Genomic DNA, 15677 nt, shown 5'->3' with positions numbered 1-15677 from the left:
AGCGGCGTTGCACGCGGCTCCTGTGGGAGCGGGTTCTACCCGCGAAGGGGCAGTACCTGCAGAATCACTACTCGTCGTCGTCGAAGTTGTAGCTACCCGGAGCGAGGTTCTCGAAGCGGGTGTACTTGCCGATGAAGGCCAGGCGGATGAAACCGATCGGACCGTTACGCTGCTTGCCGATGATGATCTCGGCAATGCCCTTGTGCTCGGTGTCCGGGTGATACACCTCGTCGCGATAGACGAACATGATCACGTCGGCATCCTGCTCGATGGCGCCGGATTCTCGCAGGTCGGAGTTCACCGGGCGCTTGTTCGGGCGCTGCTCGAGCGAGCGGTTGAGCTGCGACAGCGCCACCACCGGGCAATTGAACTCCTTGGCCAGCGCCTTCAGCGAGCGAGAAATCTCGGAGATCTCGTTGGTACGGTTGTCGCCGCTGGAACCGGGGATCTGCATCAACTGCAGGTAGTCGATCATGATCAGGCCGATCTCGCCGTGCTCGCGCACCAGGCGACGCGTACGCGCGCGCATCTCCGACGGACTGATACCGGCCGTATCGTCGATGAACAGCTTGCGATCGTTGAGCAGGTTGACCGCCGAGGTCAGGCGCGGCCAATCGTCGTCGTCCAGCCGACCCGAACGCACCTTGGTCTGATCGATACGTCCCAGCGAGGAAAGCATACGCATGATCAGCGAATCGCCTGGCATCTCCAGCGAGTACACCAGCACGGCTTTCTCGCTGCGCAGCACGGCGTTTTCCACCAGGTTCATGGCAAATGTGGTCTTGCCCATGGACGGACGGCCGGCGACGATGATCAGGTCGGCCGGCTGCAGGCCGCTGGTCTTCTCGTCCAGATCGGTGTAGCCGGTGGACAGGCCGGTGATGGCCGCATCGGTATTGAACAGGGTGTCGATGCGATCAATGGCCTTGGTCAGCAGGTCGTTGACACTGACCGGGCCACCGGTCTTGGGCCGCGCCTCGGCGATCTGGAAAATCTGCCGTTCGGCCTCGTCGAGAATCTCGGCAGCATTGCGCCCCTGCGGATTGAACGCACTGTCGGCGATCTCGCTGCTGATGCTGATCAACTGGCGCAGGGTGGCACGCTCGCGGACGATCTGCGCGTAGGCCTTGATGTTGGCCACCGACGGGGTGTTCTTCGCCAGCTCGCCCAGGTAACCCAGGCCACCGACCTGAGTGCCCTGGCCTTCCTTGTCGAGCTGTTCGTGCAGGGTGACCACGTCGAAAGGCGTGTTCTGATCGGCCAGCTTGGCGATGGCGCGGAAGATCAGCCGGTGGTCATGACGATAGAAATCGCCGTCCGAAACCTGATCGAGCACACGTTCCCAGGCGTTGTTGTCCAGCATCAACCCACCGAGCACGGCCTGTTCGGCCTCGACGGAATGCGGCGGCACCTTGAGGGCAGCGGTTTGCAGATCGTATTGCTCGGGAGCGGATATCTCGTTCATGGCCACTTGAAATTCGGGTTGCAGAAAACGGCTTCTTCACAAAAACAAAGGGCACGACCTGTGAACAGGTCGTGCCCGATGTTAAACCGCCTGGCACCAGAGGTGCCAGCCGACTTATGCAGCTACTACGACAACGCGTACGGTAGCTTCAACGTCGCTGTGCAGGTGCACGGCCACGTCGTATTCGCCAACGTTACGGATGGTGCCGTTCGGCAGACGCACTTCAGACTTGGCCACTTCGACGCCGGAGGCGGTCAGGGCGTCAGCGATGTCGTGAGTGCCGATCGAACCGAACAGCTTGCCTTCGTCGCCAGCGGTGGCAGTGATGGTCACTTCCAGCTCGGCCAGTTGGGCAGCACGCGTTTCGGCCGAAGCCTTCTTGTCGGCAGCTGCTTTTTCCAGCTCGGCGCGACGCTCTTCGAACGCAGCCAGGTTGGCAGCGGTCGCAGCGGTAGCCTTGCCGAATGGCAGCAGGAAGTTACGACCGTAGCCGGCCTTAACATTTACCTTATCGCCCAGGTTGCCCAGGTTGGCGACTTTTTCCAGCAGGATCAGTTCCATTTGGTATAAACCTCTTAACTTTTAACCTTCACCGTTCGCGGAATCGCTATCGGTGCCTTTCGGCCCGATTCGACCGCGAAAATCAATCAGGCTGTCGACAATGGCCAGGACCACGAGCAACGGATAGATCAGCTGCATGAACAGCACGAGCGTGACGTACATCCCCACGAGCCAGAACCTGCCCAGCTTGCCCGCCTTGACCAGCCCATGCATCAGGGCCAGCCCGGCGAACACCAGCGGTACGCTGCACAGCGGCGTCAACATGGCCATCTGAGGTCCGAAGTTCGGACCGATGAGCATGCACGCCAGCAGCAATACCGCCGGCCAGAGTGGAATGCGAATGGCGCGAAACTCGCTGCCAAAACCACCCGGGTTGTACAACGCCGCCTGCCAGTAACGCCCCAGCATCAGGGCTGCCACGCTGACGACTTGCAACAAGGCCGCTATCAGGCCATTGAGTACCGGCGCAATGAGGCTGCCAAGGCTGGCCCGCTCCTCTACCGACATCTGCTGGTAGAGACCACCGAGCATCTGCGGCAGGCGTTCGTTCAACGCCTGCGCCAACGCTTCGATGGGTTCGCGAAACACCACGCCCAACAACACTCCGTACACCAGCCCCAGCGCTATGCTGGCCAGCAGCACGCGATTCCAGGCCCACCCCGCGCGCAACAGCGCCGCGAGCCCCAGTGCGCCCAGCAACACCATCAAGGTGCGCGGTTCACCGAAGTACCACCAGGCCAAAGCCGGCAGCAGAGCCCAGATGAGGACGCCAATGGCGTCACTCATGCCGCGCCGCAGGTACACCAGGCACGCTGCGGCAGCACTCAACCAGAACAACAGCGGCAATGCCGCGCATCCGACCACTACCAGAGTGGCCTGCATGCGACCGCGCATGATGAAATCAGCCAGGGCACGCATGCGTATCTATCCTTTTACTGCGTATCGACAACCCGGTCTCAGCGGCCGTGGCTGTCGGTGTAGGCCAGCAGGGCCAGGAAGCGGGCGCGCTTGATAGCGACGGCCAGCTGACGCTGATAACGAGCCTTGGTACCGGTGATACGGCTTGGAACGATCTTGCCGGTTTCGGATACGTAGGCTTTCAGAGTGTTGAGATCCTTGTAATCGATCTCCTTCACATCTTCAGCGGTGAAGCGGCAAAATTTACGACGACGGAAGAAACGTGCCATGTAATGGGCTCCTCAAAAGGTCCGTGGATTACTCGTCAGCGTTATCGCTGGCGTCGCTGTTGTCGCTGTCATCGCCATCGGCGCTGTCAGAGTGCTCAGGACGGTCACGACGCTCACGGCGCTCGCTGCGGTTTTCTTCTGCCTTGAGCATCTCGGACTGGTCGGTGACGGCTTCGTCGCGACGGATGACAAGGTTACGGATCACGGCATCGTTGTAGCGGAAGTTGTCTTCCAGCTCGGCCAGGGCCTTGCCGGTGCACTCAACGTTCAGCATCACGTAGTGAGCCTTGTGAACGTTGTTGATGGCGTAGGCCAGCTGACGACGGCCCCAATCTTCCAGACGGTGGATCTTGCCGCCGTCTTCTTCGATCAGCTTGGTGTAACGCTCAACCATGCCGCCGACTTGCTCGCTCTGATCCGGGTGGACCAGAAAGATGATTTCGTAATGACGCATGAATGCTCCTTACGGGTTGTAGCCTGCCGCCAGAGCGGTCAGACAAGGAGTGAATGACACTGTGTGTCTTGCCTTGTGGCTTTTGGATAGAGGCGCACGAGTGCACCAGCCATCACGGCAAGGGGCGCAATTGTAGAGAAGGGGTTGGGGGGAAGCAAGGGGATTGGTGAATATTTGTACAGCGATGGCGGTGTCGCGGCCAACCCCTTCGCGGGCAGAGGGCTCTCCGCCCGCCCCGCTCCCACATCTATCGGTCACATCTGTGGGAGCGGGCTCTGCCCGCGAAGGGGCCGGCCCAGGCGGATCATTTCTTCTTGGCGTTACGCTGACGAACCGCTTCGAACAGACAGATCCCGGTCGCCACCGACACGTTCAGGCTGCTCACGCTGCCCGCCATCGGCAGCTTGACCAGGTAGTCGCAGTGCTCGCGGGTCAGGCGACGCATGCCCTTACCTTCGGCGCCCATGATCAGGATGGTGGGCCCGGTCATGTCCTGCTGGTAGATCTCGTTGTCCGCCTCGCCGGCGGTACCCACGACCCACAGGCCACGCTGCTGGAGTTTTTCCAGGGTACGGGCCAGGTTGGTCACAGCCACCAGCGGAATCACTTCCGCTGCGCCACACGCCACCTTGCGCACGGCAGGAGTGAGGGTGGCCGATTTGTCCTTGGGCACGATCACCGCCAGCGCACCGGCCGCATCGGCGGTACGCAGGCAAGCACCCAGATTGTGCGGATCGGTCACGCCATCCAGAACCAGCAGCAACGGCGGGCCCTCGGTGCGATCCAGCAGCTCGTCGAGCATCGCCTCGCCCCACACCTGGCTTGGGCTGACCTCCGCCACTACCCCTTGGTGCACGCCTTCGACCCAGGCATCCAGCTCACGCCGCTCGGCCTGGCCAATCGCCACACGATTCTGCGTGGCGAGGTCGACCAGGGTCTGTACCCGCGGCTCACTGCGCCCCTCGGACAGCCAGATCTGCTTGACCCGCTTGGGATGATGGCGCAACAGCGCCTCCACCGCGTGCACGCCGTAGATTTTTTCCAGCTGACTCATGACTTGGCCTTGGGTTTGCGGCTGCCCGATTTCGATGGACCCTTGCGGTGCTTGGTCGCCTTGGCATCGCCTCCGGCGCCCGTGCTGCCAGTACCGCCGTTGCGGCTGCCGGAAGCCTTGGCCGAGCCGCCCTTGGCTGCATCGGCAAGCAGGGCCTTCTTCATTTCACGGCTCTTGCGCACCTCGGCGTTCTGCGCGGCGGCATCGGATGCCCGATAGACCTCGTCGCTGTCGGCCTTGCGCGCCTTGCTCGGGGCAGCGCTGCGCTTGGCGGCAGCGGCGGCCGGCTTCTCGGCGGCGGTCTTTTCGACCGCCGGCGTGGTCGGGTAGCTCTTGGGCTTGCCGGCCGGCGCGTCGGCCTTGCGGTTCTTGCGCCCGATCGGCTGGTTCAGCGTTGCTTCGCCGATACCGAAATCGATCTTGCGCTCGTCCAGGTCGACCCGCATGACCTGCACCTCGACCGTGTCGCCAAGGCGGAAATTGCGCCCGGTGCGCTCGCCGGCCAGGCGATGGTGGATCGGGTCGAAATGGTAGTAGTCGCCCGGCAGCGCGGTGACGTGCACCAGGCCTTCGACGAAGATATCGGTCAGCTCGACGAACAGGCCGAAACCGGTCACGGCGGTGATCACGCCAGGGAAGGTTTCGCCCACGCGGTCCTTCATGAACTCGCACTTGAGCCAATTGACCACGTCACGGGTGGCTTCGTCGGCACGGCGCTCGCTCATCGAACACTCTTCGCCCAACTGCTCCAGCGCCGCTTCGTCGTACGGATAGATGCGCGCCTTGGGAATGGTCGGGGCACCGGCGCGCTTGACGTGCGGGGTGTCCTGCTTGGAGTGGATCACGCTGCGGATTGCCCGGTGCGTGAGCAGGTCGGGGTAGCGGCGGATCGGCGAGGTGAAGTGGGTGTACGCCTCGTAGTTCAGACCGAAGTGACCATGGTTGTCGGCGCTGTACACCGCCTGGCTCAACGAACGCAGCATGACGGTCTGGATCACGTGGAAATCCGGGCGACCCTGGATGGTTTCCAGCAGTGCACGGTAATCCTTGGGCGACGGACCGTCCTTGCCCTTGTTCAGCGACAGGCCAAGCTCGCCGAGGAAAGCACGCAGCTTTTCCAGACGCTCCGGCGGCGGACCGTCGTGGACGCGATACAGAGCCGGGATTTCGTGTTTCTTGAGGAATTCGGCAGTGGCCACGTTGGCCGCCAGCATGCATTCCTCGATCAGCTTGTGGGCATCGTTGCGGATGGTCGGCTTGATCTCGGCGATCTTGCGCTCGGAACCGAAGACGATGCGCGTCTCCTGGGTTTCGAAGTCGATGGCACCACGCACGTGACGCGCCGACAGCAGCACCTTGTACAGGGCATACAGCTGCTTGAGATGCGGCAGCACATCGCCGAACTCGCCACGCAGGGCCTTGGCTTCGCTGCTGCGCGAATGCTCGAGCAGGGTACTGACCTTGTTGTAGGTCAGGCGCGCATGGGAGTGGATCACGGCTTCGTAGAAGCTGTAGTCGGTCATCTCGCCGGTCTTGGAGATGGTCATCTCGCAGACCATAGCCAAACGGTCGACATGGGGGTTCAGCGAACACAGGCCGTTGGACAGCTGCTCGGGCAGCATCGGAATCACGCGCTCGGGGAAGTACACCGAGTTGCCACGTACCTGAGCTTCGGTATCGAGCGCCGAGCCAAGCTTCACGTAGCTGGACACGTCGGCAATGGCGACGTACAAGGTCCAGCCGCCGTTGAACAGGCGCAGCTTGCTCTTGGCTTCGCAATAGACGGCATCGTCGAAGTCGCGCGCGTCTTCGCCGTCGATGGTCACGAACGGCAGATGGCGCAGGTCGATGCGCTTCTCCTTGTCCTTGTCTTCCACCTGCGGCTTGAGCTTGGCGGCCTCCTTGAGCACGGCTTCGGGCCATACATGAGGAATGTCGTAGGTGCGCAGGGCGACGTCGATTTCCATGCCGGGCGCCATGTAGTTGCCCAGCACCTCGACGATGTCACCCTGAGGCTGGAAGCGCGCGGTTGGCCAGTGGGTGATCTTCACCCCGACGAACTGGCCGATCTTCGCGGCGCCATGGCGACCGGGGGTGATCAGCACTTCCTGCTGCACCTTGGGGTTGTCCGGTGTCACGAAACCAATGCCGCCTTCTTCGAAGTAGCGGCCAACGATGGTTTCATGGGCACGCGACACCACTTCGACGATCACGCCTTCGCGACGACCGCGACGGTCGAGGCCGGAAACCCGTGCCAGGGCACGGTCGCCATCGAACACCAGACGCATCTGCGCCGGGCTCATGAACAGGTCGTCGCTGCCGTCGTCGGGGATCAGGAAGCCGAAGCCATCGCGGTGACCGCTGATGCGGCCGGCGATCAGGTCGAGCTTGTCGACCGGGGCATAGGTGCCGCGACGGGTGTAGATCAGTTGCGCATCGCGCTCCATGGCACGCAAGCGGCGGCGCAGGGCTTCCAGCTGGTCCTCGGTGGTGAGGCCGAACTCGTCCACCAGCTGCTCGCGGCTGGCGGGAGAGCCGCGCTCGTCGAGGTGCTTGAGGATCAGCTCACGGCTGGGAATGGGGTTTTCGTATTTTTCCGCTTCACGAGCGGCCTCGGGATCGAGGGTCTGCCAATCGGCCATTAGAGAGAATTCACCTTGTCTATATAGGCGTTAGTTTGGCATACGCGTATTGAAACGGGAAATTTCAGGCGCTGCCTGCCAGTTAAAAGCCCTGCCCCGAGGTCGAAAACAGTGTCCGGGACGCCACTGGAGAATTTTAGTCGATTTTTCTCGCCACAGGGGTTTACAGCGTAAAGAGCGCTCCGTATAGTGCGCGCCATCGACAACGCACAGCGTTGCAGATGCTGCCCAGATGGTGAAATTGGTAGACACGCCAGCTTCAGGTGCTGGTGACCTTACGGTCGTGGAAGTTCGAGTCTTCTTCTGGGCACCAATTCAGGACACGAGATTACATCAATCTTGTGCCACTCACAAAAGCCCGCGAAAGCGGGTTTTTGCGTTTCAGGGCTTTTTCAGGCAGTTGGATGTTTTGAATTAACAAAATCAAAACAGGGGTTTACAGATCAAAAGGGCGGTCGTATAGTGCGCCCCATCAACGGCGTGCAACGCTGCTGATGCTGCCCAGATGGTGAAATTGGTAGACACGCCAGCTTCAGGTGCTGGTGACCTTACGGTCGTGGAAGTTCGAGTCTTCTTCTGGGCACCAATTCTTCACAAGAACCCGCGAAAGCGGGTTTTTGCGTTTCTGGCACCCCAAAATCTCCCCACCTTTCTCCCGTAGGAGCGGTCCGTGGCCGCGAAACAGGCGACGCGGTCCTCCTGACACACCCCAGGGCGCCCTTCCCGGCCGATGACCGCTCCCAGGGATAAGCCTTGCGTGGATCCGAAAGGCCACCTGAGAACCTATATCGTTTACAATTGTTTCAAGATTCCGCTGCCCTGCCGTAAGGAAGTTGCCCCATGCCCACACCAACCCTCCGGTCCCTTTTTTGCACCCTGGCCGCCTGCCTGCTGGGCACGGCACTGGCCGCCCAGTTGGCCCTGGCCGCCGACAAGGTCGAACTGACCCTCTACAATGGCCAGCACAAGGAAATAGGCGAGGCCATCGCGCAGGCCTACGAGGCCAAGACCGGGATTCATGTCAATGTCCGCAAGGGCAGCAGCAATCAATTGGCCAGCCAGGTAATGGAAGAAGGCCAGCGCTCTCCGGCGGATCTCATCTACACCGAAGAATCACCTCCTCTGAACAATCTGGGCGAGAAAGGCTTTCTGGCCAGAATCGACGACAGCACCCTGAGCATGCTGCCGCCCGAATACGTCGCCAAGGACGGTTCGTGGATGGGCGTGACCGCTCGCGTACGGGTGGTGGCCTACAACCCGAAGCTGATCGACGAAAAAGACCTGCCTGAAACGGTGCTGGAGTTCGCCGAGCCGCAGTGGCAGGGCAAGGTCGGCTTCGTGCCCACCAGCGGAGCCTTCCAGGAGCAGGCCGTGGCCATCATCAAGCTGCACGGTCGCGAGGCCGCCGAGGAATGGCTGACCGGTCTGCGCGCCTTCGGCAAGACCTACACCAACAACATGGTCGCCCTCAAGGCGGTGGAAAACGGCGAAATCGCCACTGTTCTGGTAAACAACTACTACTGGTTCGCACTCCAGCGCGAGAAAGGCCAGCTCGACTCCAAACTGCATTACTTCAGCAACGGCGACGCCGGCGGCCTGATCACCATTTCTTCCGCTGCCGTTCTCAAGTCCAGCAAGCACCCGCGGGAAGCCCAGGCGCTGCTCGCCTACATGGCCAGCGAGGAAGGCCAGCGCGTCATTACCCAGACCACTGCCGAGTACCCACTGCACAAAGGCATGGTCTCGGACCGCGGCCTGAAGCCGTTCGACGAGCTGCAGGCACCGGCCATCACTCCGGCAGACATCGGCAATGCCGAGGACGCGCTGGACCTGGAACGGGATGTCGGCCTGAATTGACCACCTCTCTCGTCGTGCCTGCGGGGCGGCGCAAGCGCCCCTCGGTCTGGGTGCTCGTACCCGTCCTGCTGCTGGTCGGGCTGAGCCTGCTGCCCCTGCTCTACGTTGGCCTGAAGGCGTGGCAAGCGGGCCTCCACGAAGCCATCAGGCTGTTGTGGCGCCCCTACGTGCTGCGCTTGCTGGGCAACACCCTGATGTTGATGGCCGGGGTGACGGCGGCCTGCGTGGTCATCGGCGTGAGCCTGGCGTGGCTGCTCGAACGCAGCGACCTGGCCGGCCGACGTCTCTGGGGCGTGATCCTCTGCCTGCCGTTCGCGGTACCTGCCTTCGTCAGCGGCTTTACCTGGGTTTCGCTCAGCCCACGATTCGAAGGATTGGGCGGCGCGATTCTGGTGATGACCCTGTCGAAATACCCGCTGGTGTTTCTGCCGGTCGCCGCGACGCTGCGCAATCTGGACACCTCTCTGGAGGAATCGGCGCGCACGCTGGGGCAGAACCGCACGGGGGTGTTCTTCAAGGTCACGCTGCCGCTGCTGTGGCCGGCGGTACTGGGCGGGGCGCTGCTGATCGCGCTGCACATGCTGGTGGAGTTCGGCGCCCTGTCGATCCTGGGGCTGCAGACCTTCACCACAGCGATCTATCAACAGTTCGAACTGGAATTCAGCAACACCAATGCGGCGATGCTGTCGGCACTGCTGCTGGTTCTGTGCCTATTGTTGCTGTGGCTGGAGCTGAAGGTGCGTGGCAACGCGCGTCACATTCGTACCGGCCAGGGCGCTGCCCGGCGTGCAACGCCGTTGCGGCTCGGCGCCTGGTGCGTGTTGGCGCAGTCGTATTGCCTGCTGCTGGTGATCGTGGGCAGCGGTGTGCCACTGGCCATGCTCGGCTATTGGCTGGTGAAGGGCTCGTCGGCGGCCTTTCCCGTGGCGGCCATCGGCGAGGCGCTGTTGACCTCGTTGGCATTGGCCCTGGGCGGCGCTGCGCTGTGCCTGGCGCTGGCATTGCCCGTGGGGCTATTGGTGGTGCGCCACCGGGGCCGCCTGGCCATCTGGGCAGAACGCCTGCCCTATCTGCTGCATGCGCTACCGGGGCTGGTGATCGCCTTGACGCTGGTGTATTTCGCCCTGCACTACGTTCCGGCGATGTACCAGACCACCGGACTGCTGTTGCTGGCTTACGCGCTGCTGTTTCTGCCCCTGGCGCAGGCGCCGGTGCGTACTGCCCTGAACAAGGCTGCGCCTGCGCTCGAAGAAGCGGCACGGACCCTGGGCGCCACGCCGTTCACCGCGTTCTGCCGTGTGACACTGCCGATCATCTTCCTGGCGATGGCAGCGGCATTCGCGCTGGTATTCCTCGATGGCATGAAGGAACTGACCGCTACCCTGGTGCTGGCCCCCACTGGCATGACGACTTTGGCGACCGAGGTGTGGTCGCACACCTCGAACATGGAGTTCGCCGCCGCCGCGCCCTACGCGGCACTGCTGATCCTGATTTCCGGCGTACCGGTGTACTTGCTCACCACTCGTATGTACCTGAACCGCACAGAGTGAAGCCACGCAATCCTGCAGGAGCGGTCCGTGGCCGCGAAAAGGCACTGCGGTTCGTCAGGCAGACCGCAGCGCGGCTTCAGGCGCGGAATTGGCCCAGGCTGGCTTTGAGCTGGGCAGCGAGCTTGTCCAGTTCCCGGCTGCTGGCCGTGGTCTGCTGTACCGCGAACGCTGCTTTCTCTGCCTGGGCGTGGATCACCTGCACCCTGCCCTTCACCGCCTGCGCGCCTCGCGCCTGCTGTTCGGCCGCCTGGGTTGCCAGGCCGATCGCCGAGTGCACCTGTTCCACCGAAGCCTGAACGGCCTGCTGCAGCCGCGCACTGTCGCGCAGCACTGCCAAGCCTTCGTCCGCCTGCCGTCCGGCCTGACCGATAGCCGCCACCGCTTCCCGCGCCCCGGCCTGCAAAGCGCCGATGTGGGCCTGGATATCGCCGGTCGAACTCTGCGTCTTGCTTGCCAGCGCGCGCACCTCGTCGGCGACCACGGCGAAACCGCGCCCGGTCTCACCAGCCCGCGCCGCCTCGATGGCGGCATTGAGCGCCAGCAGATTGGTCTGCTCGGCGATCCCGTGGATCACCGTCAACACCACCTCGATCTGCTGGCTCTGCTCGGCCAGGCGCTCGATCACCTTTGAGCCGCTCTGCACCTGGCCGGCCAACGCCTCGATCAACCCCCCGACCTGTTGCGAGGCACGGGTATTGTCGTCGGTGGCCTTGCGTATCTGCGCCACCTGCTGCAAGGCCGACTGCATCGCCTGGCTCTCGGCCTGAGCCTCATCGGCCATCTGCGACAGGTCGTGCAGGCTCTGCGCCACTTCATCGCGCTGCAGTCGAGCGGCATCATCGGCACCAGCGTTGCGTTGGGCCATGCTGCCGATCTCGATACCGGTCTTGTGCGCCACCTCACCCGCCTCGCGAACGATAGGCTGCAGCTTGTCGACGAAACGATTGACCGCCGCCGCCATGTCGCCGATTTCGTCACGGCTGTGGATCGCTACCCGCTTGGTCAGATCACCCTCACCCGCAGCGAGGTCGTCCAGTGCGCCGACCAGCAGACGCAGGCGATGCACCACGCGCCGCCCCAGTACCGCGGCCAGCACCACCAGCATGACCATGCCGACCAAGGCCAGACACAGCCCAATGCGCCAGCGCAACTGCGCCGCAGCGGCCTGCACGGTGCTGTGTGTATTGGCCTGCATGGTCGCTGCCGCCGATTCCGCCGACTGCAGACGCGCCTGCAGCGCCTTGGCGCTTTCAGCCGAGGCGCCCTGCAGGCTCTCGCCCACCAACTGCCCCGCACTGGCAATCAATGCCGCGAAGCGCTTGTCCAGTTCGGCCACCTCGGCCTCTACACCGGTGCGCGAGACAGCCATCAGTACCCGGCCGATCTCTGCGCCATTGGGGTTGATCGAGGCCTCGACATAGATCACCGCCGGATCTGTCTTGGCCGCATTGAGCACCTTGTCCAGAGCTCGCTCACCGGCACCCTTGGCCAACAGCGCCTGGTTGATGGGGTTGTCGCGGTTCAAGTAACGGGTCAAGTGCTCGCCCTGGGCGTCGTTGTAGATCACGAACAGCACGTTGGGGTTGCGCTGGGCACGGCGGGCGAACTCGGAAAGCGTCGGTACATCGTTGTCCCACATTGCCCGCGGCGCGACCGAGGCCAGCAATTCGGCCATGTCGGTGGCCGATTCCTGCAGGTCCTTATCCAGCGTGGCGCGGATCTGCGCCTGCTCGCCGGTCAGACGTGCCGACAAACCGGCACTCAGGCGCTGGCGAGTATTGCCCGAAAGGCTCTCGAGGCCGGAAGACACTTCCGCGCTCGCGCTGTGCAGCTCGCCTGTCAGCCGTTGGCTGTCCTGAGCCATGCGACGGTCCAGATCCGCTTCCAGCGCGGTGACCGTGCTTCGGGTCAGCGCAATGGCGGCCAGCACCTGCACCAAAAGAGCGATGCCCAGGGCGATGAAGACCGGACGCAACAAACGGCTGCGCAGAAGAGAAAGGACAGCGGACATATGAATCCCCTTTTTATTGACGCCATTCTGACGATGGCGCCTGATTGAGGACTCACACAGCAAAGGCCGTGCCGAGAAGGTTTGCCTGTTGCTCGAACGACAAAGGGCCCCGAAGGGCCCTTTGCTGTATTGCGCGAACCGCTGTCAGCCGAACGGGTGACGCAGCACGATGGTTTCGTTGCGGTCCGGGCCGGTCGAGATGATGTCGATCGGTGCGCCGATCAACTCCTCGACTCGCTTGATATAGGCACGAGCGTTGGCGGGCAGCTCTTCCAGGGTTTTCGCACCCACGGTCGACTCGCTCCAGCCCGGTACTTCTTCGTACACGGGCTGCAGGCCCACGTAGCTGTCAGCGTCAGTGGGGGCAACGTCCTTGCCCTCCGCATCTTTATAGCCGATGCAGATATTGATGGTTTCCAGACCATCGAGTACGTCCAGCTTGGTCAGGCAGATGCCCGAGATGCTGTTCACATCGATAGCGCGACGCAGGATGACGGCGTCGAACCAGCCACAACGACGAGCACGGCCGGTGGTCGCGCCAAACTCGTGGCCTTGCTTGGCCAGGTGCGCACCGACGTCGTCGAACAGCTCGGTGGGGAACGGACCCGAACCTACACGGGTGGTGTACGCCTTGGTGATGCCCAGGATGTAGTCCAGGAACATGGGACCAACGCCGGAGCCGGTCGCAACGCCGCCCGCGGTGGTGTTGGAACTGGTCACGTACGGGTAGGTACCGTGGTCGATGTCGAGCAACGAACCTTGGGCACCTTCGAACATGATGTCTTTGCCGGCACGACGCAGGTCGTGCAGTTCGGCAGTCACGTCGAGCATCAGCGGCTTGAGCAGCTCTGCGTATTCCTTGCACTCGGCCAGAGTCTTTTCAAACTCGATGGCAGGCTCTTTGTAGTAACCCACCAGCATGAAGTTGTGGTAATCCACCAGTTCACGCAGCTTGTCTTCGAAGCGCGGCATGTTGAGCAGGTCGCCCACACGCAGGCCGCGACGAGCAACCTTGTCTTCATACGCCGGGCCGATGCCGCGACCGGTGGTGCCGATCTTGAGCTCGCCACGGGCCTTTTCACGGGCTTGATCCAGCGCCACGTGGAAAGACAGGATCAGCGGGCAGGACGGGCTGATACGCAAGCGCTCGCGCACCGGTACGCCTTTGTCCTCGAGCTTGGTGATCTCGCGCATCAGAGCGTCGGGTGCAACTACCACACCGTTGCCGATCAGGCACTGGACGCCCTCGCGCAGCACGCCCGAAGGGATCAGGTGCAGGACGGTTTTCTCGCCGTCGATGACCAGCGTGTGGCCGGCGTTGTGGCCGCCTTGATAGCGCACCACCGCGGCAGCATGTTCGGTCAGCAGATCAACGATCTTGCCTTTGCCCTCATCACCCCATTGGGTGCCCAGGACTACGACATTCTTACCCATAACACTTGTCCTCATTCGCGCAAACTTGGTGCCGGCAGCGGCCGGCAGGAAAACTCAAGAGGCCAGTGGCAGCACTTGCCATTGCCCGTTCTGCTGAATCAATTGACAATCGCAATCTGCCTCGCCGGCAGCCTCGATCGTCTGTCCCGGCAATGCCTGGACCACGCGGCGACCCTCGCGGCGCAGCTGGCAGACTGCCTGCCACAAGGCCGCATCGGTGCTGTCAGGCATCCAGACGCCACCGACGGGCAGTTCGATCCGGGCCCGACCCAGCGTCACCAGGGACTTGAGGTCCGTGGAGAAACCGGTTGCCGGACGGGCACGGCCGAAGTCCGCACCAATGTCGTCGTAGCGGCCGCCCTGGGCGATGGACTGGCCCATGCCCGGAACGAACACGGCGAACACCACGCCGGTGTGATAGTGATAACCGCGCAACTCGCCCAAGTCGAAGTACAGCGGCAATTGTGGAAAACGCAACGACAGCCGCTCGGCAATCGCCAGCAGGTCGTCCAGTGCGGTCATCACCGGCGCCGGTGCGTTGGCCAAGCGTACCTTGGCCTGAGCCAGCACTTCGCGACCGCCACACAGGCCAACCAGGGCACGCAGCATCTCGGCGATGTCCGCTTGCAGCCCTTCGGTGAGGACGATCACTTCGTCGATGGCCTTGCGCTGCAGGGCATCGAACAACTGCTGCTCGACATCGCCCGACAGCCCGGCCGCGCGGGCCAGGCCGCGATAGATACCGACATGCCCCAGATCCATGTGCACGTCTGGCACATCGGCCATTTCCAGCATGGTCAGCATCAGGCTGATGACTTCCACGTCGCTGCTCGGACTGGCATCGCCATACAGCTCGGCGCCCAGCTGGATCGGGCTGCGCGAACTGGACAGTGCCCGCGGCTGTGCATGCAGCACACTGCCGGCATAGCACAGGCGGTTCGGCCCTTCACGGCGCAAGGTGTGCGCATCGATGCGCGCCACCTGCGGCGTGATGTCGGCACGGAAGCCCATCTGCCGACCCGATTGCGGGTCGATCACCTTGAAGGTGCGCAGGTCCAGGTCCTGCCCGGCACCGGTCAGCAGCGACTCGAGGTATTCGATGTGCGGCGTTACGACGAACTCGTAACCCCAGCTCTGGAACAGGTCCAACACCTGACGCCGCGCGACTTCGATGCGCGCAGCCTCGGGCGGCAGTACTTCTTCGATGCCATCTGGCAGCAGCCAGCGGTCTACCGTTGCCATTACGCCTTTCCCCTATGATCCGGGCGGCCTGCCGTCGGGCTAGCCTTGAGTGAAGCAGAAATCGCCCACCGCAAGCAGGTCGCGGGGCAATGTCCTCATGAACCGGGCCTATGAATCGGCCAATCTAACTTGCAGACGCAAAAAAGCCGGGAATTTCCCGGCTGCCGCATCATACACACGTTTCGCCGATCGTTCACCCCGCCGAACGGTTAAACCGCTC

The 15677-nt window shown here is 62.8% G+C and carries 12 protein-coding genes and 2 tRNA genes; 4 read left to right on the top strand and 10 right to left on the bottom strand.

The genetic code is table 11. The annotated features are described in order from the left end of the window. Window positions 1-67: 67 nt before the first annotated feature. From dnaB to rnr, 7 genes are all read right to left on the bottom strand, one after another. Window positions 68-1465, bottom strand: coding sequence for a replicative DNA helicase (dnaB, locus tag ONG87_RS02260; RefSeq protein ID WP_122480359.1), 1398 nt, complete (start codon window positions 1463-1465; stop codon window positions 68-70). Between the two features lie 114 nt (window positions 1466-1579). Further along, the gene (gene rplI, locus ONG87_RS02255; RefSeq protein WP_122480360.1) at window positions 1580-2026 is read right to left on the bottom strand and encodes a 50S ribosomal protein L9; all 447 of its coding nucleotides are present in this window, start codon (window positions 2024-2026) and stop codon (window positions 1580-1582) included. Window positions 2027-2047: 21 nt separating this feature from the next. Beyond that, window positions 2048-2944: a hypothetical protein gene (locus ONG87_RS02250; protein WP_122480361.1), complete on the bottom strand. Its 897-nt coding sequence runs from the start codon at window positions 2942-2944 to the stop codon at window positions 2048-2050. Between the two features lie 38 nt (window positions 2945-2982). Beyond that, a complete protein-coding gene (gene rpsR / locus ONG87_RS02245) occupies window positions 2983-3213 on the bottom strand; it encodes a 30S ribosomal protein S18 (RefSeq protein ID WP_008368574.1) in 231 nt (76 codons plus the stop codon). 28 nt (window positions 3214-3241) lie between these two features. Then, window positions 3242-3667, bottom strand: coding sequence for a 30S ribosomal protein S6 (gene rpsF / locus ONG87_RS02240; protein WP_122480362.1), 426 nt, complete (start codon window positions 3665-3667; stop codon window positions 3242-3244). 304 nt (window positions 3668-3971) lie between these two features. Next, window positions 3972-4721, bottom strand: coding sequence for a 23S rRNA (guanosine(2251)-2'-O)-methyltransferase RlmB (gene rlmB / locus ONG87_RS02235; RefSeq protein ID WP_264382130.1), 750 nt, complete (start codon window positions 4719-4721; stop codon window positions 3972-3974). Continuing rightward, entirely contained in the window at window positions 4718-7363 is a 2646-nt protein-coding gene (gene rnr, locus ONG87_RS02230) for a ribonuclease R (RefSeq protein WP_122480364.1), read from the bottom strand. Before rnr ends, rlmB begins: the two co-directional genes overlap by 4 nt. A 226-nt stretch (window positions 7364-7589) precedes the next feature. Here rnr and ONG87_RS02225 point away from each other — a divergent pair. From ONG87_RS02225 to ONG87_RS02210, 4 genes are all read left to right on the top strand, one after another. Further along, window positions 7590-7676: transfer RNA gene (locus ONG87_RS02225), tRNA-Leu, on the top strand. A 186-nt stretch (window positions 7677-7862) separates the two neighbouring features. Then, window positions 7863-7949: transfer RNA gene (locus ONG87_RS02220), tRNA-Leu, on the top strand. A gap of 254 nt (window positions 7950-8203) precedes the next feature. After that, window positions 8204-9220 carry an extracellular solute-binding protein gene (locus ONG87_RS02215; RefSeq protein ID WP_264382129.1) on the top strand — a complete coding sequence of 339 codons (1017 nt, stop codon included), beginning with the start codon at window positions 8204-8206 and terminating at the stop codon, window positions 9218-9220. Further along, on the top strand, window positions 9217-10770 hold the full coding sequence (locus ONG87_RS02210; RefSeq protein ID WP_264382128.1) for an iron ABC transporter permease: 1554 nt from the start codon (window positions 9217-9219) through the stop codon (window positions 10768-10770). Before ONG87_RS02215 ends, ONG87_RS02210 begins: the two co-directional genes overlap by 4 nt. Window positions 10771-10846: 76 nt before the next feature. Here the strand turns inward: ONG87_RS02210 and ONG87_RS02205 are convergent, their stop codons facing one another. From ONG87_RS02205 to ONG87_RS02195, 3 genes are all read right to left on the bottom strand, one after another. Beyond that, on the bottom strand, window positions 10847-12781 hold the full coding sequence (locus tag ONG87_RS02205) for a methyl-accepting chemotaxis protein (protein WP_264382127.1): 1935 nt from the start codon (window positions 12779-12781) through the stop codon (window positions 10847-10849). Between the two features lie 144 nt (window positions 12782-12925). Further along, window positions 12926-14215: an adenylosuccinate synthase gene (locus ONG87_RS02200; protein WP_264382126.1), complete on the bottom strand. Its 1290-nt coding sequence runs from the start codon at window positions 14213-14215 to the stop codon at window positions 12926-12928. A 54-nt stretch (window positions 14216-14269) separates the two neighbouring features. Further along, window positions 14270-15457 carry an ATP phosphoribosyltransferase regulatory subunit gene (locus ONG87_RS02195; protein ID WP_122480369.1) on the bottom strand — a complete coding sequence of 396 codons (1188 nt, stop codon included), beginning with the start codon at window positions 15455-15457 and terminating at the stop codon, window positions 14270-14272. Window positions 15458-15677 lie beyond the last annotated feature (220 nt).

The sequence above is a fragment of the Pseudomonas sp. MM227 genome, assembly GCF_947090715.1.
Classification (GTDB): domain Bacteria; phylum Pseudomonadota; class Gammaproteobacteria; order Pseudomonadales; family Pseudomonadaceae; genus Aquipseudomonas; species Aquipseudomonas baltica.
This window is presented reverse-complemented; position numbering and strand designations above follow the sequence as displayed.

Coding starts and splice junctions, on each gene's coding strand:
- dnaB (WP_122480359.1), bottom strand. CDS start 1,465: ATGAACGAGATATCCGCTCCCGAGCAATACGATCTGCAAACCGCTGCC.
- rplI (WP_122480360.1), bottom strand. CDS start 2,026: ATGGAACTGATCCTGCTGGAAAAAGTCGCCAACCTGGGCAACCTGGGC.
- ONG87_RS02250 (WP_122480361.1), bottom strand. CDS start 2,944: ATGCGTGCCCTGGCTGATTTCATCATGCGCGGTCGCATGCAGGCCACT.
- rpsR (WP_008368574.1), bottom strand. CDS start 3,213: ATGGCACGTTTCTTCCGTCGTCGTAAATTTTGCCGCTTCACCGCTGAA.
- rpsF (WP_122480362.1), bottom strand. CDS start 3,667: ATGCGTCATTACGAAATCATCTTTCTGGTCCACCCGGATCAGAGCGAG.
- rlmB (WP_264382130.1), bottom strand. CDS start 4,721: ATGAGTCAGCTGGAAAAAATCTACGGCGTGCACGCGGTGGAGGCGCTG.
- rnr (WP_122480364.1), bottom strand. CDS start 7,363: ATGGCCGATTGGCAGACCCTCGATCCCGAGGCCGCTCGTGAAGCGGAA.
- ONG87_RS02215 (WP_264382129.1), top strand. CDS start 8,204: ATGCCCACACCAACCCTCCGGTCCCTTTTTTGCACCCTGGCCGCCTGC.
- ONG87_RS02205 (WP_264382127.1), bottom strand. CDS start 12,781: ATGTCCGCTGTCCTTTCTCTTCTGCGCAGCCGTTTGTTGCGTCCGGTC.
- ONG87_RS02200 (WP_264382126.1), bottom strand. CDS start 14,215: ATGGGTAAGAATGTCGTAGTCCTGGGCACCCAATGGGGTGATGAGGGC.
- ONG87_RS02195 (WP_122480369.1), bottom strand. CDS start 15,457: ATGGCAACGGTAGACCGCTGGCTGCTGCCAGATGGCATCGAAGAAGTA.